Source organism: Maribacter orientalis (genome assembly GCF_900109345.1).
GTDB classification, from domain to species: Bacteria; Bacteroidota; Bacteroidia; order Flavobacteriales; family Flavobacteriaceae; genus Maribacter; species Maribacter orientalis.
Window position 1 is genome coordinate 174,758 of record NZ_FNZN01000001.1, and the last position, 23,617, is coordinate 198,374.

Genomic DNA, 23,617 nt, shown 5'->3' on the forward strand with positions numbered 1-23,617 from the left:
TACTGCAACATGCAAAAAAACATATATAAAATAGTAATTTTTTTCATCTTCACCATACTTTCTAGTTGTGGGGATAAAGAAAAGCAATCAATAGAAAGCGGTGCTTCTCAAACTAATAGTGATGAACGTATTCAAGTTACGCAAGAACAATTTGTGCAAAATAACATGAGTTTAGGGTTAATTAAAGAAAGTGAATTCCCTATAATGGTAACCGCATCAGGTATGATAGATGTACCGCCAGAGAATAGGGCGGTAGTTAGTGCCACGATGGGTGGTTATATTAAAACTACTCCTTTGTTAATTGGCGATAAAGTTCGAAAAGGTCAATTATTGGTTACTATAGAAAATCCGGAGTTTGTGGCTTTACAGCAAGAATATATGGAGGTAAATGGACAATTAAGCTATTTGAAGTCAGAGTTTGATCGTCAGCAAACAATGGTTGCCGAAAATATATCTTCGCAGAAAAATTTTCTAAAAGCCGAGAGTGATTACAAAACAGCGGTAGCAAAATATAATGGGCTGAGAAAGCAATTGGGCATGTTGAATATATCAACAGAACAAGTTGAAAAAGGTGTTATAAGTTCTGTGGTATCTATTTATGCACCTATTGATGGCAGCATAACAGAGGTTAATGTTACAAGAGGAACATTTGTTTCACCTTCTTTTTCAATTATGGAGATAATTAACAATGACCATATTCATTTAGAATTATCGGTGTTTGAAAAGGACATCATGAAAGTAAAAAAAGGGCAAGAGGTAGAATTTAGAATTCCCGAAGCTTCTACAGAGATTTACAAGGCAGAAGTACATTTGGTTGGTACCTCTATTGGCGAAAACAGAACAATTAAGGTGCATGCTCATTTAGAAAATGAAGAGGCTAATAATTTTCTGACAGGAATGTTTGTTGAGGCTGATATTATTATCGATTCCTCAACTCAAATGTCAGTGCCTACAGATGCTATCGGAGTTATTGATGACCAATCGTATGTACTTCTTTTAGATGAAACAAAGGACAATACCTATTATTTTAAACAGATGGCGGTAAAAACCCTAGGTAGTTATCAGAATATGACTGCTTTAGATAAAACAACAACTTTTAAGGAAGGAGCACAATTTTTGACGAAAGGTGCGTTTAGCCTGATAGGAGAGTAAGTTGAATAATGAATCTTTAATTTTAAGAAAATAATGTGTTCTAAAAAGAAAGGTAATGGTATAATAATTGACTTAAATTAAGTCTATTTAATAAAAGATATGAAAAAGTATATATTGTTAGTATTATTTATAGTAGCAGGAATGGTTTCATCTTTTGCACAAGAATGGCAAACCGATTTAAGTTCCGCAAAGAAAGTAGCGAAATCAAAAGACTTTCCGATTGTTTTAGTGTTTCAGGGTTCAGATTGGTGTGCACCTTGCATTAAACTCGATAGGGAAGTTTGGTCTACAGATGAATTTAAGACGTATGCAAAAAATCATTATGTAATGTTGCAGGCAGATTTTCCTCGAAGAAAAAATAATGCATTATCTCCTGAACAAACGGATAAGAACAAAGCTTTAGCGGAAAAATATAATAGAAATGGTATTTTTCCTTTCGTGGTTGTTATGAATAGTGATGGTGAGGTTTATGGGGAAACGAGTTATAAAAAGCTCACTCCGAAAGAATACATAAATGAAATGAATTCATTCATAAAATAGTGTGAAGAACGTATTATTCATATTGACTTTCTTTTCTGTTGGTATACTCTTTGCCCAAGAGCCTTATAAACGTACCCTAAAATTAATGGGTAGTCGTTTTGATATTACGGTCGTAGCTAAAGATCCTGTTGAAGCAAATAAATACATTGATTTGGCTATCAATGAGATAACAAGAATTGAACAGCTAATATCTTCGTGGGATCCAAAATCACAAACATCTGAAATCAATAGAAACGCAGGTATAAAACCCGTAAAGGTTGATAGCGAACTATTCGATTTAATACAGCGAGGAATAGGTATTTCTAAACTGACCGATGGTGCTTTTGATATAAGCTACGCCTCGATGGACAAGATTTGGAAGTTTGACGGTTCTATGACCGAGATGCCTTCAACAGATTCTATAAAAGCTTCTGTGTCAAAAGTAGGGTACCGTAATATAATTCTAGATAAAGAAAATAATACTGTTTTTTTGAAACTTAAAGGAATGAAAATTGGATTTGGTGCTATCGGCAAAGGCTATGCAGCCGATAAAGCCAAAAATCTGTTGATTTCTAAAGGTGTAGTGGCAGGTATTATAAATGCCTCTGGAGATATGAATACCTGGGGTAAACAACCCGACGGTTCTGAATGGAAGGTTGCTATTACCAACCCTATGGATAAGAACAAAGTATTCGCGCTACTACCCATAAATAATGGAGCGGTGGTTACTTCTGGAAATTATGAAAAATATGTAACGTTCAATGATGTACGATATACACATATCATCGACCCGCGTACTGGGTATCCTGCTACCGGTATCATAAGTGTTACCGTATTTGCTCCAAAAGCTGAATTGGCAGATGCCTTGGCAACCTCTATTTTTGTAATGGGCATAGAAGTAGGCTTAAATAGAATTGAGCAATTACCTCAAGTAGAGTGTATAATAATTGACGATAAAGGACAAATTACCATATCGAAGAATATTGAAATAGAGAAATCATGATGAAGAAGATTTTAATTTTTGCCTTGATAGCTGGTTCATTTAGTAGTTGTACAGTTTTGAAGGAATACGAGAAAATAAACATTAACGATCCAGATATGGTTTTGCAAGATAAAAAGGCAGACCGTAACCTAACTACAATGCATTCGTATAGGGAAGCGGCTGTAGGTGCAAATGGAGGTAAAACAGGTGGTGGTTGCGGCTGTAATTAATAAAGGGATAACTTAAAATGAATATATTTAAAACAACAGGCTTTATTGTATTTACATTCTTTTTTGTTGCTAGTTATGCGCAACAAAGTCAAGATTCTGTTAGTACCTATAAAAAGCGTGTATTAGAGACGACCGAGGTAGATTTTCTTACGAGTTATTATTCGCAAGATGGAGATAATGCAGCAGTGAGTGGAGGCCTAGGTACAGAAGAACTAACAGATGTTACTGGAACTTTTATAGTTTCTATTCCGTTGAACGATGATGATGTTTTAACGATTGATGCGGGTGTATCTGCGTATACTTCTGCGTCGTCAAGTAATGTTGGCCCATTTGATGGTGGTCAGCCTGCCGACCCTTTCGTAGCTAGTTCTGGTGCATCAAGTTCAGATACTTGGGCAAATTTAACGGGTTCGTATAGCCATAGTTCTAATGATAGAAATACCATTGTTTCAGGTAAACTATCTGTTTCATCTGAATATGATTATTTCTCCTTAGGTTTTGGTGGAGGTTTAACCAAATTGTACAATGAGAAAAATACGGAGATAAGTGTGAATGCCAACGTATATTTAGACAAGTGGAATTCGATATACCCATCGGAGTTAAGACCTTTTGCAAGTGGTGCCAATGGTTTAGCTAACGGCTTCTTTTCAAATAAAACAATAACTGGAAATGCTAACTACAGCCCAATTTTCGATAAATTTTCTGATGAATCAAGAAATTCCTATTCTCTAGGATTTGGTTTTTCGCAGATATTGAGTAAAAACGTGCAAGGTTCTTTGGCCTTAGATTTTGTTCAACAACAAGGACTATTGTCTACTCCGTTTCAACGGGTATATTTTGCTGATGTAGCAGATTCTTTTATTGAGAATTTTCAATTGGCAGATGCTATAGAACAATTACCAGATAGCCGATTTAAGGTGGCAGCAGGTGGTCGATTGAACTGGTATATTAATGAAACATTTGTAGTACGAACATTCTATCGGTATTATTACGACGACTGGGGTATAAATTCGCACACGGCAAGTATAGAGGTTCCTATTAAATTATCTGATAAGTTTACTATATATCCCTCCTATAGATATTATCGGCAGACAGCTGCAGATTATTTCAATGGCTATGAAGAAGCCTTATCAACCGATACATTCTACACTTCTGATTATGATTTATCTGAGTATACAGCAAATCAATTAGGGATGGGAGTTTCCTACACCGATATTTTCACAAAGGCACATATCTGGAAACTAGGGCTTAAAAGTATTGACTTAAAGTTTTATAAATATGATAGAGATACAACTTTTAGTTCAAGTATCATAACAGCAGGCTTTAAGTTCGTTATGGACTAAGAATTGAACATTAAAATTTAATACAAGCAGGTTAATTGACCTGATTTTTAATGTTTCAAAACGTTTTGAAAAAATAAAATCATTGGAGAGTAATGATTTATTTGGGGTGTTTTCAAATATATTTAGCAGCATTTAAATTTGAGTATAATGGAACTGAGAAAGGAGTATTACCTTATTTGTGTAGGTGTAGGTGTAGGTATCATGAGTGCCACTTTAGCATTGCTGGTAAAAATAGATAAAGCCAGATCTTAATGTGCTGATCGTTGAACGATTAGATAAAGTGGCACAGTAAAGTTCTACCGCTTGTAACAATGCAGGAACAGGTCATTTAGCCCATGTAACTGAAAATAAAGAGATTATAAATATCTCATTAATCAATGGAGGTCTGCAGTATGAGTACCATTTCACGGATCATTTGCAATTAGATTTGCGTGCGGCGTATAATTTTAGTCTTAGTAACAAGCTTAAAGATGGAAGTAATAATACTCTGTTCACTATTGATAATGATTCTAGAAGCTATTTTAGGGCGGTGCTAAAGTTTAAGATTTAAATATACCGTTATAAAATTGAAAGCGCCGGAAGAAATTTTCCGGCGCTTTCGTTTTACAATAGCATAAGCGCGTTATCCTATTACAGATTTCTCTGTAATAAATGGTTGATTGTAATGTCTTTGTCCTGTTGCCCTATATAGTGCATTTGCTAATGCACCTATAACTGGAGGAAGAGATGGTTCTCCCAATCCTGTAGGGTCTATACCATTATCTACAAAAAAGCTTTCTATTTCCTTCGGTGCTTCTTTATGTCGTATTAATCGATAGGTATCAAAATTAGAATGTTGAGGTTTACCATCTTCAAAGGTCATTTCACTATAAGTTGCATGACCAATACCATCAATAATACCCCCTTCAATTTGATTTTTTGCTGCCATAGGGTTAATCACAATTCCACAATCAACAGCACACCATACCTTATTCACTTTAGGTGGTGATACATCGGTCGAAAGATCTAGTATTTGTGCAACATAAGAATTATGGCAATAGTATGATGAAACACCTCTAGCTGTACCATTTTTTTGATTTCCATCCCAACCAGATTTTTCTCTTACCAATTTAAGAACTCCTGCGTAACGTTCTGGGTCGTAATCATTATTCTTTGGATCGCCTACAGGGTCTTTTATTGCCCTATCAAATAGTTCAAGTCTAAATTCTATAGGGTCTTTACCAGCCGCTTCTGCAACTTCATCTAAAAAGGCTTGTTCGGCACCCGCTATAAAGTTAGATCGTGGTGCACGCCATGCGCCGGTAGTAACATTCGTTTCTAAAGTGAATTTTTCCGCCAAATAATTGTCTACCGCACCGGCAGGGAATCTATTTTCAAAAATTAGATCATCGTTTGAACCGGCACCTTTAACATGCCAAGCAATTAAATTACCGTCTTTGTCTAAACCGGCCTTGTATTTCACTTTATAGGTTGGACGGTATGTACCCTGCGTCATATCATCTTCACGAGTATACACCAATTTTATTGGGGCTTGCATTTTTTGTGAAATAACAGCTGCTTCTACCCCAAATGTTCCATAAAGTCGTCTACCAAAACCACCGCCCATTCGGGTCATTTTAATATCAATTTTTTCTAAAGGCAAATCTAATCTAGATGCAAGGGTTTTTTCTAGAAACTCAGGAGTTTGAACGGGACCGTTCAAAATAGCTCTTTCACCAGTCACGTCGGCGTAAAAGTTCATAGGTTCCATAGTATTATGGGCTAAAAATGGAGCACTGTATGTGCGCTCTATAATTTGTGCTGATTTTTTGAATGCACTGGCTACATCACCATCTTTACGAGCTGGTTCTTTAGAAGAAGTATTTAGTAATTTTGTTATAGCCTCATTATGACCCTCTGTACTTTCTAACGTAGAAGTTTTTTCCCATTCAACATTCAATGCTTTTTTAGCTTGCATGCATTGCCAAGTACTCTCACCGACAATAGCCACTAATTTATCTATAGCACCACCATCTGACCATTGTTTTTCAACACCTTCAGGGTACACATCAATAGGAAAAACATCTTTTATGCCTGGCATTGATTTAACAGAGTCAGCATCCATTGACTTATAAGTCAAACCAAAAGCAGGCGGATGAATTATCATGGCAATCAACATACCTTCCTCTTGAATATCAATTCCGAATAAAGATTTTCCGGTAACCAGATTTGGTCCGTCTACGTTTCTTCTATCCGTTCCTATAATTACGAAATCTTTTATATCTTTTAGGGATACTTCTTCAGGTACTGTCATGGTAGCTGCCGAAGATGCCATTTCACCATAACCGGCAGATTTATTTGAAGCCTTATGGGTTATGGTACCAGCAGCTGTAGTTATTTCTGATGCAGGAACTTGCCATGCCTCTGCAGCAGCGGCAATCAACATATGCCTAGCAGTTGCCCCAGCCATACGTAAACCTTGCCAACCGGCACGAATAGATTGGCTACCACCAGCGAGTTGTCTTTGAAAAATATCAGTATTTAAAGGGGCTTGCTCTACTATCACATTATCCCAATCTGTATCTAATTCCTCTGCCACGATCATAGGCATGGATGTTTTAACATTCTGGCCAATTTCTGGATTTGGTGACATGATAGTTACCATGCCATTATCACCTATTTTAAGGAAGCCATTTATATCAAACCATTCTTTAGGCATATTATTTACTTGTTCCGGGGTTGGATTACAAGAAGCTAGCCAACTAAAACCTATTACCATGCCCCCACCGGCTAGGGCGGAGCTTTTTATAAAGGAACGTCTATTATATGTTGTTTTTATGAGTGTCATCTGTTTGTTTTTTAATAAAGGTTAAAATCCCAAAATTGTGGGCTACATGTTTTACGCATTTGAAGAATTAGCGGCGTTTTTAATCGCTTTCTTAATTCGCGTATATGTGCCACAACGACAGATATTACCGTTCATAGCATCTTCAATTTCCACATCTGATGGATTAGGATTTTTCTTTAAAAACGCGCTTGCATTCATTATTTGACCTGCTTGACAATAACCACACTGGTATACATCTTCTTCTATCCAAGCTTTTTGAACAGGATGATCTCCGTTTTCAGATAACCCTTCAATTGTGGTTATTGATTGTTCGCCTACTGCCGATACTGGCAATTGACAAGACCGAACGGCATTATCGCCAAGATGTACGGTACACGCACCACATTGTGCAATACCGCAACCAAACTTTGTTCCTACTAATTTTAAATGGTCTCTTAGTACCCAAAGCATTGGTGTGGTTGGATCTACGTCTATCTGCTCTGTTTTTCCATTAACTTTTAAACTGAAATTCGCCATTAGTTTTTGATATTAAATTGAGTCCCTTGAAGTTAGGTAAAATTTTATACTTATTAAGTGAGTTTTTCATAAATTTTTATAGATTAAGCAAAGAAAAAAGCCCTTACATTGCAAGGGCTTTTTAATCCATAAGGTTATACTATTTATAATCCTCTAAGATTTCAGTTGTTTGTAAATCATTGTGCAGTTTCTCACGTTGGGCTCTAATAATTTTTTTTAATCTTGATGGCATCATCGTTTCTGTTAAGGCTTTGTCATAATCTTCGATGGCAGATTTATCTCCTCTTACAGCTTCCTCTAACATTGCCTCGTCATTATCTCCTGCAAAAAATGCTTTTACATCCATCCATGTTCTATGTACGGCACCAGCAGCGCTTCCATCAATAGCTACACTACCTAAATCTAAATCTGGCACGGAAGCTCTAAGTTCTCTTAAAAATTGCATTCTTTCAATAACTTTCTTTTCAAAATAATTCTTAATGCCTATTTGTTCAGAATTTTTTGAAGCCTGTTCAAAACCTTTGATAGCATCTTCATTTTTACTTACTAAATCTTTTAGTCTGTGTTCTATTTTCTCTATATCCTTGTTCATAGTATTAAATTTTATGTAGACACTTATGTCTACGGTTAAATAATAGTGATAACTGTAAGTTAAGTTTATTTCATAAGTATGGTTGACTATAATGAGTAGGACTTTTGCTGTATTGATGTTATTTTATATAATTTATTACGCTTAATGATTATCTAGGTTTTCGTTTACATTTTCATCGGATTGAGTTAAACTTACAAGTGGTTAACTAGTATTTTGATATAAATTTAAAAACCAAAATATTATGGGATTATCACCACTATTTGGGGTAGCGAAGCTGATAGTAAGAAGTCGAAAATTGAAAATGGTTGCAGTTGGTTTGCAACTCGCATATTTAGGATATACTTATATTTCTGATAAAAGAAAAAATAAACAGGTAGCTAAATAAGCTATCTGTTTTTGTTAAATGCTGGTTTTTAGTTGTTTAGGAATCATTTTCAATAAGTTAGTTTACACATTGATGTAAAACCTATGAATTTTTATTAATAACAGATCGAATCGGTTATTAGAACTTTGTGGTATTAATCCCCAAAATCTAGTAACATGAACAATTCATTAAAATGCACCCTTTTGTTTGCCTGTATGGCGACCATGGGCTACGGCCAAGATTTGGCCTTCAATCATTCCTCTACAAATTTTCAAGAGAGGAAAATTACCGAAGTAACAAAACGAGCAGAAAATTACAAGAAGTTAAAATCTCTTGGCTATGCCGATAAGGAGATTTTCGAAGACTTAGGCAATGCTAATTTTTTAACTAAGAAGTATGAAAACGCATTGTACTGGTATGGTAAATTAATGGAAATTTCAGAAGATGGGTCTTTAACCAAGAGTTATCAAAAAAGATTTGACCATGCCGTAACAAAACTAGGTAAGCAAGTTCAAAACGAAATTGCTGATGAAAACTGGACCATGTTGGTCAAGGACGACTATAAAATGACGCAAACGGTTATACCTAATCGTATCACGTCGAACAATAGGAGTAAATTTTTGCCTTGGGAGAAAGAAGAAACTAATGATGAATTAGCTTCGAATCTTAAAAGTCCGTCTAATACAACGGGTGAATATTCTCAGCCAGTAGCACTTACAAATGGTGGTAACACGGCATATTTCAGTAAAACTACTTACCGTAAACCTGTAACAGGTATTTTTTCGAAAAGAAAAGAAGTACATAAAATTTATAAGGCTGATAAGGTAGCTGGCGAATGGAAGAAAATTACTGAGCTTCCTATTTGCCCTGGTGATTACTCGGCAAAACACCCAGCAGTTTCTCCAGATGGTAGCCGACTATTCTTTGCTTCAAACATGCCTGGGACATTCGGTGAATACGATATTTATGTCGCTACTATTCAAAAAAACGGATCATTAGGTACGGCTAAGAATCTTGGTGAAAAAGTAAACACAGCCAAAAATGACTTACACCCAAACCCTATATCCAATGGTACACTTGTTTTTGCTTCCGAAGGTAGAGAAGGTTTTGGTGGCCTAGATGTATTTATGGTAGAAGTAGGTCAGAGAAAAGTTGGCCTTGCAGTAAATATGGGAAATACCATTAATAGTTCTTTTGATGAATACTCGGTAAACCTTTTACAAAGTAATGGGTCTGGCTATGTAGTGTCTAATAGAATGGCGAAGGGTAAGAGTGCCCAAAATGTTGCATTTAATTTAAATGATAAGCCTATTAATGATAAAAATAGGGATGACCGCTTTTTAGAAGCATTCAATAGTGAAAGACATACGCAGTATTCAAGTTCTGTTTTTGAAGATGAATAACCACCCATTATTCATTATCCCCCAATAAGTAAAAGACAATCGTTTACTAATCATAAAATTCAATCGTTATGGAAAGTCCGTTAAAAATCAATAGTTTAATTATTGCATTACTTTTATTGGCCCTTGTCCAAACTGTTAATGGCCAAGAAACCAATACTAATTTAGGTTCTAGTAGTACCTACCACAATCAATTATTCTTCAATCGTTTTTTCATCAATCCTACTTTTTCATTGGTGCGCGAAAACAAATCGTATTTGAACATATTACATAGAAATCAATATGCTACGTTCGATGACAATAGTCAAAACTACTTTTTAGGCTTTAGTAATAAATTAAATGACCATACAGCTGTAGGTATAGGAGTTTATAGTCAATGGTCTGGTGTTGTGCAAGAATTTGGATTTAATGCCAATTATGCTTCTTCGGTGCGTTTAGGTGCAAAATCTGTTTTAACCTTTGGTACGAACATTACGTATTTCAATCAAGGCTTAGATAAAAATAGAATTATAACGAGTGAAGATGACCCAGAAATTGCAGATGCTAGAAAGGAAAGTAAAATTGCTGTACAACCGGGTATTAATCTTTCTTTAGGGAAATTTGATTTTGGTTTTTACGCTGAAGACCTTTTAAAATATAACCAAACGACAAATGAATTTTTAACCGATTTATCTACAAAAAGTGTGAAAGCATCGGTGCAGTATACTCATTCGTTCGAAAATTCTAGAGGTCTTTTTGAAGATGCCCGATTAATGCCAATGGCACAAGTGGGTCAAAACTTAGATGGTAGCTTATACTATTTTGGGTCTTTATTATTAGACTTGCCAAACTATGGATGGCTACAAACGACAGTAGATGAAGAATATGGAGTAGCTGCTGGTATAGGCTTTAACTTAAGTGAAAAAATGTCATTGGGTTATTTAATGGAAAAGGATTTGTCTAGTAATGAGGCTAACTTAGGATGGAACCATGAAATAACTTTGGCATATAAATTTAAAGATGATGATTTAAATATTACAGTAGCAGACAATTCATCAGATAATCAAATAGACAATATTGTAAGAAACTATGAGGAGCAAATAGCTCATTTGATAGAAGAACGTGATAATGCGAGAAAATCAAATCAAAAAAGAAAACACATTGATGTAGCTGATAATGATTTGGCTTACGAGAACAAAATTATTTTAGACGAATTAATTCTTCGTCAAGACTCCATAGAGAGTGAGAGAATTGCTGCTTTTGAAGAACGTTTCGAGCTAATCGTTAGAATGCTGCGTAACGATATTGATACCACGATAAAAAGTTCATTACAAGATTTTAGTGTAGAAGAGAACTCATCGTATGTATCTAATGATATAAAATTTAAATCAGATCAGGCAAATGCTTTTGCATCTTCATCATCATCTTCACGAAGAGATAATTTTAAAGAATTACCGGTTAAAATGCTAGTAGATTCTGATGTAATAGATATGAATTCTGGTTATTATGTAATAGCTAATGTATATAGCAATACAAAATATTTAAATGCTTTTATGAAAGACCTTAAGGAAAAAGGGTTAGATCCAAAACAATTCTACAATAAAGAAAATGGTTTATACTATGTGTATTTAGCAGATTACGATTATAAAAATGATGCACAAATGGCTGCAAGTACCAATTTAAATGGAAAATACAATCAAGAGAAATGGATTATGCAAGTAAATGAAACTACGGCTACTGCATCGAATACTTTTGAAGATGATGATATAAGTAGAGAATAGGGGTAAGATTGAACCATTATTTTCTACGATTTTATGGTTGATTTGAATTGTCTATAAAGGAGGGGCGTTATCCGGGGGGATGACTGGGTTCCCTCCTTTTTTTTATTTTTTCAAGAAGGTAGTTCTCGGTTTAACATAAGGTTAACAATCGATGAACTACCTTTTTATTTGGCAAAAAACTGTATTTGAACGAAAAATCTGATGTTTTTGACGGGTATATGGCATTAATATATATATTTCTCGAACCAAATATATTGTAATTGAATGTTTAACCCCAAATCCCCCCACTATTATGACAAAATTTTACCTACTACATTTTTGTATTAATTTTAATCTTAATTCTAATGAGATTACTAATTTTTTAACAAAACGAAATTTCTTAATTCCAAAGTTTAGCGATTGTTTCGGTATTCTAAATTTAGATCACTAGCGACCACCACTATTTGATTTAAAAATTATAACTGGACAAGGACAAAGAATAATCTAATTACAACGATTAATCTTCAAAGTACCCCCATTTGGTATGCTTTAATGAACCAATAGTTTGATTTATTGGCTCATAAATACTGTCCTATTTGTTTAGTTATCTAAGAGCCAAAAGCTTTTTGAAAATACTTAAAACTAACATTTGATATTCTTCCGTTTTGGAAAGGGTATCGCCAAACTTTGGAAATTATGAAAAATTCTATCATTCGAATTATCGTATTGGAAAGTGATAAATCATTGCACACTGTTTATAAAAATCACTTTGACGAAATACCAGATTATGAATTAGTTGGTAGTTACACTTCTGCTAATGAGGCCATAAAAGATTTTAGTTTTACAAGACCACATATTATTTTATCTGAAATAGAACTAAATGGAACTAGTGGTATTGATGCTATTAAATTATTCAGAAAAAAGGAATGGGGCATTAAAATTATAATGTTCAGTGAAATAAATGATTTCGATATTATTAAAAATGCTTTTAAAAGAGGTGCGAATGGTTATTTGACAAAGCCTTTAACTTTAGATAAATTAGAGCATGCTTTACGCAGTATGGAAAAAGAAGGTGCTGCAATGAGTAATGATATTGTTAAAAAAATCATTCATAATTTTCATAAGAAAACTTTTGCATTTTTCTCTGAAAGAGAAAATCAGATTGTAGATTATTTGTGCCAAGGCGCCACTTATAAGATGATAGCACAAAAGCTTTTCGTAACCACAAGTGCAGTAAATTTTCATATTCAAAATATCTATCTAAAGCTAGATGTCAATTCGAAATCCGAAGCGCTTTCTAAACTTGAACAGCTGCAAGATCAACTCGAAGAATATTAGATTAATCATTTTTAAATACTGAATTAAATGGTATTACGAAAACCTTTTCGAAAATTATCGATAATATATTTAACATATAAAATATTGATTTACAGTAATTTGAGTGTATTCTTAGTAAGAAGTTATTTTAAATTTTATAAGGTTACTATAAATTTTCGTTGAGTAAATAAGGAATAGGGCGCATAGTAGTTATTTTTGGTTTAACTTATTACAGCTATAAATCAATTCATACTATTTATGTACCATTTAGGATTAGACATAGGAAGCTCATCTATAAAAATCGCCCTGGTGAAGGCTTCAACAGGAAAGAGTATAGGAGTGGTAACAGAGCCAGAGACAGAAATGTCTATGGAAGCTGTGAAAAATGGCTGGGCAGAACAAAGTCCTGAAGATTGGTGGCGTTATGTGTGTAGCGGTATCAAAAGATTAAGTTCAGAGTATTCTATAAAAACTACCGATATTTCGGGTATTGGAATTTCATATCAAATGCACGGTTTAGTGCTAATCGATAAAGAAGGTAATGCACTGAGAAAGTCAATAATTTGGTGCGATAGTAGGGCAGTTTCTATCGGTCAAAATGCTTACGATGAAATAGGTGCTGAACTTTGTGATACACATTTACTGAACTCACCAGCAAATTTCACCGCCTCTAAATTAAAATGGGTAAAAGAGAACGAACCCGAAATCTACGCGCAGATATATAAAATGATGCTGCCTGGCGATTACATCGCTTTTAAATTATCCGGTATTGTGAATACCACTGTATCCGGACTTTCAGAAGGTATATTATGGGATTTTAAGAAGGATGAAATCGCAGACATTTTATTAGAATACTACAGCTTGGAAAAAAGTATGATTCCAGACATAGTCGAAACATTCTCAATACAATCGAACGTAGATGAAAAAGGAGCAGGGGAGAGCGGGCTTAAAATTGGAACACCTATTTTATATAGAGCTGGGGATCAACCCAATAATGCCTTAACGTTAAACGTATTTAAACCGGGTGAAGTTGCCGCCACAGGAGGCACCTCAGGTGTTGTATATGCTGTAACTGATAATCTATCGGTGAAAGAAAGCTCTCGAGTTAACAACTTTGCACATGTAAATTATACGCCCGGTAAACCTACAAGAATAGGTAAATTATTATGTATAAATGGGGCAGGTATTCAATATAGATGGTTATTGAATAATCTTGATGTTGACTCTTATGATGAAATGAACACCTTGGCAAATGATGTGTCCATAGGTTCAGATGGTATTGCACTAATTCCATTTGGTAATGGAGCAGAACGAATGCTTAAAAACAAGGAGGTTGGTACACGTATAGTGAACCTTAACTTAAATAATCATGGTAAAGGTCATTTGTGTAGGGCAGCATTAGAAGGTATTGCATTCTCCTTTGTTTATGGCATGGAAATCATGGAATCTGATGGAATAAAAGTCAATGTAATGAGAGCAGGTAACGACAATCTTTTTCGTTCTGAAATTTTCTCAACGACTGTTGCTACGTTAATAGGATACGATATAGAAATTTACAATACCACTGGCGCAATTGGCGCAGCCAGAGCAGCGAATTTGCATAAAGGTGATTTTGAAGCATTTGGTAAAACAATATTGGATAATGATTATGTAATGACCTTTAGTCCGCAAGCAGATAAAAAAGCATACCAAGAAGCTTATACCACTTGGAAAAATGAATTAGATTTAATCTTAAACAACAAATAAAATCAACATAATGGCAAACAAGGAGTATTTTAAAGGAATAGATAAAATTAAATTTGAAGGTAAGGAATCTGATAACCCTATGGCCTTTAAATATTATAATCCTGATCAGGTTGTGGCAGGTAAGACCATGAGAGATCATTTTAAATTTTCAACAGCATATTGGCATACCTTCTGTGGGCAAGGTTCTGATCCGTTCGGCCCTGGTACACAAAATTTTGAGTGGGATAAATCTTCAGATGCTATACAAGCAGCTAAAGATAAGGCAGATGCGGCTTTTGAATTTTTTGATAAAATAGGATTTGATTATTTCTGCTTTCATGATTTTGATTTAATTCAAGAAGGCTCAACGTTTGCAGAATCTGAAAAAAGACTATCTATAATAACCGATTATATAAAAGAAAAGCAAAAAGAATCCGGTAAGAAATTACTTTGGGGCACAGCCAATTGTTTTTCTAATCCAAGGTACATGAATGGGGCGGCTACCAATCCAGATTTTAATGTATTGGCAAGAGCAGGTGGTCAAATTAAATTGGCTTTAGATGCGACTATCGCATTAGGTGGTGAAAATTATGTATTCTGGGGTGGTAGAGAAGGTTATATGTCACTTTTGAATACTGACTTAGGGCGCGAATTGGACCACATGGGTCAATTTTTGACAATGGCAAGAGATTATGCTCGTAGCCAAGGTTTTAAAGGTAATTTCTTTATTGAACCAAAACCAATGGAACCAATGAAGCACCAGTATGATTTTGATTCTGCTACAGCGATAGGTTTTCTTAAAGAATATGGCCTGGAGAACGATTTCAAAATGAATATTGAAGTAAATCACGCTACATTGGCACAACATACTTTTCAGCATGAAATAGCTGTTGCTGCAAAAGCGGGTATGTTAGGTAGTTTGGATGCAAACAGAGGTGATTATCAAAATGGATGGGATACAGACCAGTTCCCGAACAACATTCAAGAAACAACCGAAGCTATGTTGGTATTCTTAGCGGCTGGCGGATTGCAAGGTGGCGGAGTAAACTTTGATGCTAAAATTAGAAGAAACAGTACAGACTTAGATGATGTATTTCACGCGCATATTGGTGGGGCAGATACATTTGCAAGAGCATTGATTACCGCAGATAAGATAATAGCATCTTCATCGTATAACAAATTACGTGAAAAAAGATATAGCTCTTTCGACGCAGGTAAAGGAAAAGATTTTGAAAATGGCAAATTAGATTTAAAAGATCTTTACACTATCGCAAAAGAGAATGGTGAATTAGAATTGCAGAGTGGTAAACAAGAGTTGTTCGAGAATATCATCAATCAATACATATAATTGTTAAAGCTCTAACTGTATCGGTAAAATACGTTGGTAGTTTTATTATCAAAAATGATAAGTAATCTGTCCCTTGGTTTTCCATTAGGGACAGTTTGCTTTAGTTTGAATACAAGGTAGAAATGGGTATATACCTATTTTCTTTTAAGAAATGATATATGAAAAAAGTAACCTTAAAAGATATTGCCGGGCATTTTAATGTTTCTATTTCTACGGTTTCAAAAGCTGTTAATGACAGTCATGAAATAAGTTCTCAATTAAAATTAAAGATTCAAGAATACGCGAAAGAAAAGCATTATAAGCCTAATAGACTTGCGCTTAATTTATTGAATAGAAGTACTCATACCATAGGTGTGGTCGTACCTAATATTTTGAATTACTTCTTTGTTCAAGTATTGTATGGTATAGAAAAAGTAGCTAATGAGAATGGGTATAATATCATCAGTTGTATTAGTGATGAATCTAGCTCAAAGGAAAGTAAGACTTTAGAATTTTTTGATTCGGGAACCGTAGACGGACTTATTATTTCGTTGGCGGAAGAAACCCAGAATGATAATAAACATGAAGCGTTGAAAGATATCATTAACAATGATATACCAGTAGTGCTTTTCGATAGGGTTACAGATTCCTTAGAATGCGATAAAGTGGTAGTTGATGATTTTGAAGCAGGATATAAAACTACGAAGTACTTAATTAATATCGGCTGTAGTAATATAGCTGTAGTCAACCCTACAGGGAGCTCTAGTGTTGGTAAATTAAGGCTCTTAGGATATAAAAAGGCACTTGAAGAATTCGAGATACCTTTTGATACTAAATTAATTATTAACCTTTCACCAAAAGACGATTTAGACTTGTTAATGTCGTTTTTGCTCAATTATAAAACAATAGGAGGTATAATCGGTTTAGATGAAATAACAGCTGTAAAAGTACTTGAAGTTGTAAAGGCTAGGGGGTATAATGTACCTAATGATATATCTATCATCGGGTTTACGAATGGCCAATTATCTAAATATGTAACTCCGTCATTGACCATGGTTAGTCAGCATGGGAAATACATAGGTGAGCTTACCGCTAAACTATTGATTAATAGAATAAAAACTCCTGGTCTGCCTTATGAAACCAAAACGGTAAAGACCAGCCTATTAGTTAGAGATTCTACAAAAAAGCTCCAGTAAGTTAAACCGTATCAGGATGTGGATGTTCCCAATTACCACGATAGGATCGTTGTAACAACGCAGTTGCTTCTGGGTCGTTTAAGACTGTTCTGCTTTTTGGGTCATACACCAATGGTCTTTTCAAATCCATAGATAGATTGGCTAAAATACAGCTGGCTGTTGAAATATGTCCTTCTTCAATATCAGCAATAGGTTTGGTGCCGTTTTCAATCGCGTTCAAAAAATCGATCATATGACCACGAGTTGCCGGTGCTGCATGTAATTCTATATCCTTTTCAGTTAAATCTTCAGGGTATTTCTCACGCTCATATAGCACATCAAAGCGAATTGGTTCACCGCCGTCAAGAGGTATAAATTCTGCCTTCATTACATCTCCTTTTAAAACACCGTTAGCCCCATAAATTTTAAACGACCAAGGGTAATCAGGGTCGGCTGGGTTACCCCACGTTCGATGTTGCCAGTTGCAGTTAAGATCATCATATTCAAATACAGCCGACTGAGTATCAGAAATATTCGATTTTCCATCTTTCTGTACAAAAATGCCCCCTTCAGAACTAATTCGTTTTGGCCAGCCTAGATCTAGCATCCAACGAACGGTATCTAGCATATGTACACACATATCACCGGTTATTCCATTTCCATACTCTCTAAAAGTTCGCCACCATCTACGGTGTGGTATTCCATCATAAGGTCGAAAGGGGGCTGGACCTGTCCACATTTCATAATCCAAAAAATCAGGAACTTCTTGTAAAGGAGGGTTTCCATTTGCACGCATATGATAATAGCAAGCCATATCTACATGACCTATTGTACCCAGTAAACCGGTATCTATAATTTGTTTTTTTACATCAATCAAATGTGGTGTGCTTTTGCGTTGGGTGCCTACTTGAACAGTTCTATTATATTTACGAGCTGCAGCGACCATAGCCTCACCTTCAATGACATCAACACTTATGGGTTTTTGCACATAAACGTGCGCTCCAGATTTTAGAGCTGCAATACATGTTAAAGCGTGCCAGTGGTCAGGAGTTCCAATTAGAACAATATCTAAATTATCATTTTTCAACATGTCTCTGTAATCAGAATACAACTTCGGTTTCTTGCCATTTTTTTGACGCTTTGAAACCAGAAGAGCTGTTTCGCTCAAGAAATTTGCATCTACATCACAAAGTGAAACAACTTCCACATTAGCTACCTGAATCAATCGCATTAAATCACTTGTACCATACCATCCAGTGCCTATAAGTCCCACTTTTTTAGGTTTTTCATTTTCAAAAAATTCAAAACCATAAGAGCTTATTGATGTTAGTAATAATGATGCTGATGCAGCTTTAATGAAATTCCGTCTTTTAATAGGTTCAGAGAAATTTGACATGGTGTTGGTTTTTAGTTGATTATGTATTTCAATATTAGAAGAGTTAAGATAGGTAATCATTTAAAATTAATAGTAAATGTTTGTGAAATTGTCAAAATGAATCATATTTCGGTATATTTAAATCATTTTTATTATTAATTATATGAAATTACCTCTAAGCTTATTTTTCTTGTGCTTTTTCGCAGTTACTATTGTTAAGGCAGAAATTACATTACCTAATATCTTTTCGAACAATATGGTCTTGCAAAGAGAATCTGATGTTTCACTTTACGGATGGGCAAGACCTAACGAGGAATTTTCCATTTATACGAGTTGGGACGATGCTACTGTACAAGTGAAAACTGGTAATGATGCGAAATGGAAAATTCAGGTAGGCACGCCAAAAGCAGGAGGGCCTTACACGATACGATTTATTGGTAAAGAAAACAAAATTGTTTTAAGCGATATTTTGATTGGTGAGGTATGGCTTTGTTCTGGGCAGAGTAATATGGAGTGGAGTGCCAACAGCAACATTGACAATAAGGAGTTTGAAATTAAAAATGCCGACCATCCCAATATTCGATTATTTACCGTTGAGAAAAGAACAGCAGACTATCCGTTAGATAATGTAATAGGTGCTTGGGAAACTTGCTCTCCTGAAACCATGCAAGATTTTAGCGCTGTTGCTTATTTCTTTGCTAGAAAAGTTCAAAAAGAACTTCATATTCCTATTGGGTTAATCGATTCTTCATGGGGTGCATCATGCGCCGAAGTCTGGACGCCAGAATCTGTTTTTGAAGCATACCCAGAATTGGTTACTGCACATGAATTGATTCAACCCAATCAATGGGTGACTATAGAAAAATCTACTTTATATAACGCTATGATTGCACCGTTCACCAATTTTAATATTGCTGGTGTATTATGGTATCAAGGAGAATCGAACACGGCGAATGCAGAATCTTACCAGCAGATTTTTACTGAAATGATTACTTCTTGGCGCGCTGAGTGGAATAATGATTTCCCCTTTTACTACGTTCAAATTGCCCCTTTTAACTATGGTAGGCCTTTTGAAGGAGGAGTCTTGCGTGATCAACAACGCAGAACTTTAGCGTTAAAAAATACAGGAATGGCAATGACCAGCGATATTTGTACGATTGAGGATATTCATCCACAGAACAAACAGGATGTTGGTTTGCGATTAGCGAATATAGCGTTGAAACAACACTACAATCTGTTACAAGATCAGGAAGTTTATGGTCCGTTGTTCGACTCTGCTGAAATAATTGGAGATCAAGTTCAAATTAAATTTAGTCACAATAAGGGATTGAAAAGTGACGGAAAAAGTATTGGGTTATTTGAGATATCGAATGAAAAAGGGGATTGGTTTGCAGCTAAAGCAAAACTGAAAAATGGTGTTGTATTGGCAAACTCAAAAGATGTGAAAAGCCCTAAAGCTGTTCGATACGCTTGGAAAAGCACAGATATTGGTAATTTATATAATGAGGTAGGTTTGCCTGCATCTACATTTACAAGCGAATGAAAATAGTAAGGTAAAGTGTACGAATGAACTTTAAAAGCTTACGCCCATCCAATGATCAAGGTCATTCAGCTAAAAACAAGTATTTTTTTTTATAAAATATATAAATTGTATTCAATAACTAATTCAAAATTATGCAGATAAAAGAATCCTCAGAAATATATGATGTCATCATTGTTGGTTCTGGCGCTGGTGGTGGTATGGCCACTAAACAGTTGGCAGATGCCGGTTTAAATGTTGCCGTTGTAGAGGCTGGTCCTTATTTTGATCCCGCTGACCCTAAAACGATGACTCAATTAAAGCAGCCATATGATTCTCCTCGTAGAGGAGCAGGTACAGATCGTGCTTTTGGTGAATGGGATATGTCTTGGGGTGACTGGGAAGTTGAAGGCGAGCCATACACACATGAAGAAGGTACAGATTTTAAATGGTGGAGAGCAAGAATGTTGGGTGGGCGAACCAACCACTGGGGTCGAATTTCTTTACGATTCGGACCAAAGGATTTCAAAGGTAAAACTCGTGATGGTCATGGAGATGATTGGCCGATTGGATATGAGGATGTTAAACCTTACTATGATAAATTAGATAAGCTTATAGGTGTTTTTGGCACCAATGAAGGCCGTGAGAATGATCCTGATGGATTTTTTCTTCCTCCACCGAAACCGAGATTGCATGAATTATTTTATATCAATGGAGCAAAGAAATCTAATATTCCTGTAATACCGGGTAGACTTTCAATGTTAACCAAAAGGATTAATAATGATCGTGGAGTTTGTTTTTATTGTGGGCAGTGTTCTCGTTCATGTTCTGTGTATGCCGATTTTTCTGCGGGAAGTTGTTTAATATTTCCAGCCCAAAAAAGTGGCGGAAAAGTTAAGATTTTTGTTAATTCAATGGTTCGTGAAATTACGACTAATGACGAAGGAAAAGCAACAGGCGTATCCTATATCAGTAAGGACGATAGAAAGGAATATAAGCTTAAAGCTAAAGTAGTTGTATTAGCGGCATCGGCATGTAGTTCAGCACGAATTCTACTAAATTCAAAAAGCAAGCAACATCCTAATGGATTGGGTAATAGTAGTAATATCGTTGGTAAATATCTTCATGATTCTACAGGTGCAAGCGCAGCGGGCGTAATTCCCGATTTAATGAATAGGAAAACATCATACAACGAAGATGGTGTAGGGGGTATGCATGTATATTCACCATGGTGGGGAGATAATTCTAAGCTTAATTTCCCAAGAGGATATCACATCGAAGTTTGGGGTGGTATGGGTCAACCTAATTATGGTTTCGGCTTTGACCCTAACGGAATGAATAAATATTTTGGTCTTAAACCTGGAGGTTATGGAGATAGTCTACGTGACGATGTTAAAAAGTACTATGGCTCTGTGATTGGTTTTGGAGGTCGTGGTGAGGCTATTGCTTTTAAAGAAAACTATTGTGAAATTGACCCTACAACAGTTGATAAATTTGGTATTCCTGTTTTAAAATTCAACTATAAGCATTCTGAATTTGAGATAAACCAGGCTAAGCATATGCAAGATACTTTTGAAGAACTGATTCATAATATGGGCGGTATACCTTTAAATGAAAAACCTGGAAAGGACAAAGATTATGGTCTTTTAGCTCCAGGTCAAATTATTCATGAAGTTGGTACTACGCGAATGGGTAATGATCCAAAAACGTCTGTGACCAATAAGTTTCAGCAACTGCATGACGTTGATAATGTTTTTATTGTAGATGCAGGTGTTTTTGTTTCTCAGGCAGATAAGAATTGCACATGGACGATTATGGCACTTTCATGGAGAGCCTCTGATTATATTATCGAACAACTTAAGGCACAAAATATTTAAAAGATGGATAGAAGAAAGAGTTTACAAACTTTAATACTTGGTGGGGCTGCGGCCGGTACGGGTCTAGTATTCAACTCCTGTAGAACAGAAAATGCTGAAACTATCGATGAGGCAATTATAGCCGGAAGTGATAAATATTTTGGAAGAACGCCAGAAGAATTGGAGCGCATTGAGAAAATTAATGCAGAACAATTATTCAATGAACATGAAATGGAGACTATTGCATCATTAGCCATAGTTATTCTTCCGCCAAAAGAACCACATGGCGGACCAATTGAGGCGGGTGTTCCCGACTTAGTTGAGTTCATGGGAAAAGACATCCCAGAAATGGCACCAACGCTGTTAGGTGGCTTAATGTGGTTGGATCATAAAAGTAATACAGAATTCGGAACAGAGTTTAAATCGGCGACCTTAGAACAGAAAAAACAGATTTGTGATGAAATCTGTTGGCACGATATAGAAATTCCTTTAGAAAAGCAACCTCTAGAAATACAATTTTTCTATATGATGCGAGGTCTAACCGTGACAGGTTATTACACCTCTGAAGTAGGAATAGCAGAGTTAGGCTATAAAGGAAATTCACCTAATGTATGGGATGGTGTGCCCCAAGATGTACTAGACCAGCACGGTGTAGCATATGATCCGGCATGGATAGCGAAGTGTGTTGATCAGAGCCAAAGAAATGTCATTGCAGAATGGGATGAAAACGGCAATTTACTTACATAGATAATAGAAAGAAAATGAAAAGAGTTATCCTAGCCATTATGCTTATATGTGGTGGTTTTCTAGCACAGGCACAAGAAGTTGGTTTGCAATTATATAGTTTGCGTGATCAATTTAAAGTTGATGTTGCAAATACATTAGGTTTAATCAATGAATGGGGAATTACAAAAATTGAAGGTGGAGGCACTTATGATTTACCACTTAATGACTTTAAGGCGCTACTAGCCAAGAATAATTTAGAAATGGTAAGTGTTGGTGCAGAATTTGGTGACTTGGAGAGTGATATCGAAAAAGTCATTAAAAACGCCAAAGATTTTGGTGCTACATATGTAATGTGTGCTTGGGTACCTCATGATGGTAACAAATGGGATTTGGAAGAAACCCAACATGCAACCGATGTCTTCAATAAAGCAGGTAAAATTCTTAAGAAGAATGGACTTACGCTAGCTTATCATGCGCATGGATATGAATTTAGACCTTATAAGAATGGTACTTTATTCGACTATATGGCTGAAAACGCGAAGGATTTCTCTTTTGAATTAGATGTGTTTTGGGCTCATCATGGCGGTGCAGATCCGTTGGCATTAATGAAAAAATATCCAAAGAAGTTTGTCTTGCTACATTTAAAAGATATGCAAAAGGGTATTATAGGTAATAACACAGGACATGAAGAAGACGATACCAATGTTGTACTGGGTACAGGCCAAGTTGATATATCAGGTATTGTTGCCGAAGCTAAAAAGTTAGGTATAGAATATATGTTTATTGAAGATGAATCTTCTGATGTTGTTTCACAAGTACCTAAAAGCTTAGAATATCTAAGTCAATTAGAAAAATAATACCAATTACCAACCATTAGCCCCTATTTCATGTTTGAAGTAGGGGCTTTTTTATTATTTGGCTAATAAGATTCTA

21 protein-coding genes are annotated in these 23,617 nt (G+C 35.5%); 17 read left to right on the plus strand and 4 right to left on the minus strand.

Going from position 1 to position 23,617, the window contains the following annotated elements; all coding sequences use genetic code 11:
• Positions 1-9: 9 nt before the first annotated feature.
• The 6 genes from BMY56_RS00705 to BMY56_RS18735 all read left to right on the plus strand — a co-directional run bounded on the left by BMY56_RS00705 (position 10) and on the right by BMY56_RS18735 (position 4,478).
• The gene (locus BMY56_RS00705) at positions 10-1,152 is read left to right on the plus strand and encodes an efflux RND transporter periplasmic adaptor subunit (RefSeq protein ID WP_091618753.1); all 1,143 of its coding nucleotides are present in this window, start codon (positions 10-12) and stop codon (positions 1,150-1,152) included.
• A 99-nt stretch (positions 1,153-1,251) separates the two neighbouring features.
• Positions 1,252-1,692, plus strand: a complete 441-nt coding sequence (locus BMY56_RS00710) for a thioredoxin family protein (protein WP_091618755.1) — start codon at positions 1,252-1,254, stop codon at positions 1,690-1,692.
• 1 nt (position 1,693) lies between these two features.
• Positions 1,694-2,674 carry an FAD:protein FMN transferase gene (locus tag BMY56_RS00715; RefSeq protein ID WP_245737105.1) on the plus strand — a complete coding sequence of 327 codons (981 nt, stop codon included), beginning with the start codon at positions 1,694-1,696 and terminating at the stop codon, positions 2,672-2,674.
• A complete protein-coding gene (locus BMY56_RS00720) occupies positions 2,671-2,883 on the plus strand; it encodes a DUF4266 domain-containing protein (protein ID WP_091618759.1) in 213 nt (70 codons plus the stop codon). Before BMY56_RS00715 ends, BMY56_RS00720 begins: the two co-directional genes overlap by 4 nt.
• Positions 2,884-2,900: 17 nt before the next feature.
• Positions 2,901-4,226 carry a DUF3570 domain-containing protein gene (locus BMY56_RS00725; RefSeq protein ID WP_091618761.1) on the plus strand — a complete coding sequence of 442 codons (1,326 nt, stop codon included), beginning with the start codon at positions 2,901-2,903 and terminating at the stop codon, positions 4,224-4,226.
• A gap of 147 nt (positions 4,227-4,373) precedes the next feature.
• Positions 4,374-4,478 (plus strand): malate:quinone oxidoreductase, encoded by a 105-nt coding sequence (locus tag BMY56_RS18735; RefSeq protein WP_143057759.1) that lies wholly within the window; start codon positions 4,374-4,376, stop codon positions 4,476-4,478.
• Between the two features lie 370 nt (positions 4,479-4,848).
• Here BMY56_RS18735 and BMY56_RS00730 read toward each other — a convergent pair whose 3' ends face one another.
• The 3 genes from BMY56_RS00730 to BMY56_RS00740 all read right to left on the minus strand — a co-directional run bounded on the left by BMY56_RS00730 (position 4,849) and on the right by BMY56_RS00740 (position 8,161).
• Complete coding sequence (locus BMY56_RS00730; protein ID WP_091618764.1) at positions 4,849-7,053, minus strand: xanthine dehydrogenase family protein molybdopterin-binding subunit; 2,205 nt, start codon at positions 7,051-7,053, stop codon at positions 4,849-4,851.
• A gap of 51 nt (positions 7,054-7,104) precedes the next feature.
• Positions 7,105-7,569, minus strand: coding sequence for a (2Fe-2S)-binding protein (locus BMY56_RS00735; RefSeq protein WP_091618766.1), 465 nt, complete (start codon positions 7,567-7,569; stop codon positions 7,105-7,107).
• A gap of 139 nt (positions 7,570-7,708) precedes the next feature.
• A complete protein-coding gene (locus BMY56_RS00740) occupies positions 7,709-8,161 on the minus strand; it encodes a ferritin-like domain-containing protein (protein ID WP_091618768.1) in 453 nt (150 codons plus the stop codon).
• 241 nt (positions 8,162-8,402) lie between these two features.
• On the opposite strand from BMY56_RS00740, the gene BMY56_RS18555 reads away from it, so the two are divergent.
• From BMY56_RS18555 to BMY56_RS00770, 7 genes are all read left to right on the plus strand, one after another.
• Positions 8,403-8,546: a hypothetical protein gene (locus BMY56_RS18555; RefSeq protein ID WP_177170895.1), complete on the plus strand. Its 144-nt coding sequence runs from the start codon at positions 8,403-8,405 to the stop codon at positions 8,544-8,546.
• A gap of 155 nt (positions 8,547-8,701) precedes the next feature.
• Positions 8,702-9,928 carry a TolB family protein gene (locus tag BMY56_RS00745; RefSeq protein ID WP_091618770.1) on the plus strand — a complete coding sequence of 409 codons (1,227 nt, stop codon included), beginning with the start codon at positions 8,702-8,704 and terminating at the stop codon, positions 9,926-9,928.
• 68 nt (positions 9,929-9,996) lie between these two features.
• On the plus strand, positions 9,997-11,685 hold the full coding sequence (locus BMY56_RS00750; RefSeq protein WP_091618772.1) for a PorP/SprF family type IX secretion system membrane protein: 1,689 nt from the start codon (positions 9,997-9,999) through the stop codon (positions 11,683-11,685).
• 675 nt (positions 11,686-12,360) lie between these two features.
• Entirely contained in the window at positions 12,361-13,002 is a 642-nt protein-coding gene (locus tag BMY56_RS00755) for a response regulator transcription factor (RefSeq protein WP_091618774.1), read from the plus strand.
• 237 nt (positions 13,003-13,239) lie between these two features.
• Positions 13,240-14,727: a xylulokinase gene (locus tag BMY56_RS00760; RefSeq protein ID WP_091618776.1), complete on the plus strand. Its 1,488-nt coding sequence runs from the start codon at positions 13,240-13,242 to the stop codon at positions 14,725-14,727.
• Between the two features lie 10 nt (positions 14,728-14,737).
• Complete coding sequence (gene xylA / locus BMY56_RS00765) at positions 14,738-16,054, plus strand: xylose isomerase (RefSeq protein ID WP_394332489.1); 1,317 nt, start codon at positions 14,738-14,740, stop codon at positions 16,052-16,054.
• Between the two features lie 158 nt (positions 16,055-16,212).
• Positions 16,213-17,229 carry a LacI family DNA-binding transcriptional regulator gene (locus tag BMY56_RS00770; protein ID WP_091618780.1) on the plus strand — a complete coding sequence of 339 codons (1,017 nt, stop codon included), beginning with the start codon at positions 16,213-16,215 and terminating at the stop codon, positions 17,227-17,229.
• Position 17,230: 1 nt separating this feature from the next.
• Here BMY56_RS00770 and BMY56_RS00775 read toward each other — a convergent pair whose 3' ends face one another.
• A complete protein-coding gene (locus BMY56_RS00775; protein WP_091619997.1) occupies positions 17,231-18,604 on the minus strand; it encodes a Gfo/Idh/MocA family protein in 1,374 nt (457 codons plus the stop codon).
• Positions 18,605-18,746: 142 nt separating this feature from the next.
• Here BMY56_RS00775 and BMY56_RS00780 point away from each other — a divergent pair, with 142 nt between their 5' ends.
• From BMY56_RS00780 to BMY56_RS00795, 4 genes are all read left to right on the plus strand, one after another.
• Positions 18,747-20,126 (plus strand): sialate O-acetylesterase, encoded by a 1,380-nt coding sequence (locus BMY56_RS00780; protein ID WP_091618782.1) that lies wholly within the window; start codon positions 18,747-18,749, stop codon positions 20,124-20,126.
• A 131-nt stretch (positions 20,127-20,257) separates the two neighbouring features.
• Positions 20,258-21,979 carry a GMC family oxidoreductase gene (locus tag BMY56_RS00785; RefSeq protein WP_091618784.1) on the plus strand — a complete coding sequence of 574 codons (1,722 nt, stop codon included), beginning with the start codon at positions 20,258-20,260 and terminating at the stop codon, positions 21,977-21,979.
• Between the two features lie 3 nt (positions 21,980-21,982).
• On the plus strand, positions 21,983-22,705 hold the full coding sequence (locus BMY56_RS00790) for a gluconate 2-dehydrogenase subunit 3 family protein (RefSeq protein ID WP_091618787.1): 723 nt from the start codon (positions 21,983-21,985) through the stop codon (positions 22,703-22,705).
• A 14-nt stretch (positions 22,706-22,719) separates the two neighbouring features.
• Positions 22,720-23,541: a sugar phosphate isomerase/epimerase family protein gene (locus BMY56_RS00795; RefSeq protein ID WP_091618789.1), complete on the plus strand. Its 822-nt coding sequence runs from the start codon at positions 22,720-22,722 to the stop codon at positions 23,539-23,541.
• Positions 23,542-23,617: the final 76 nt, after the last annotated feature.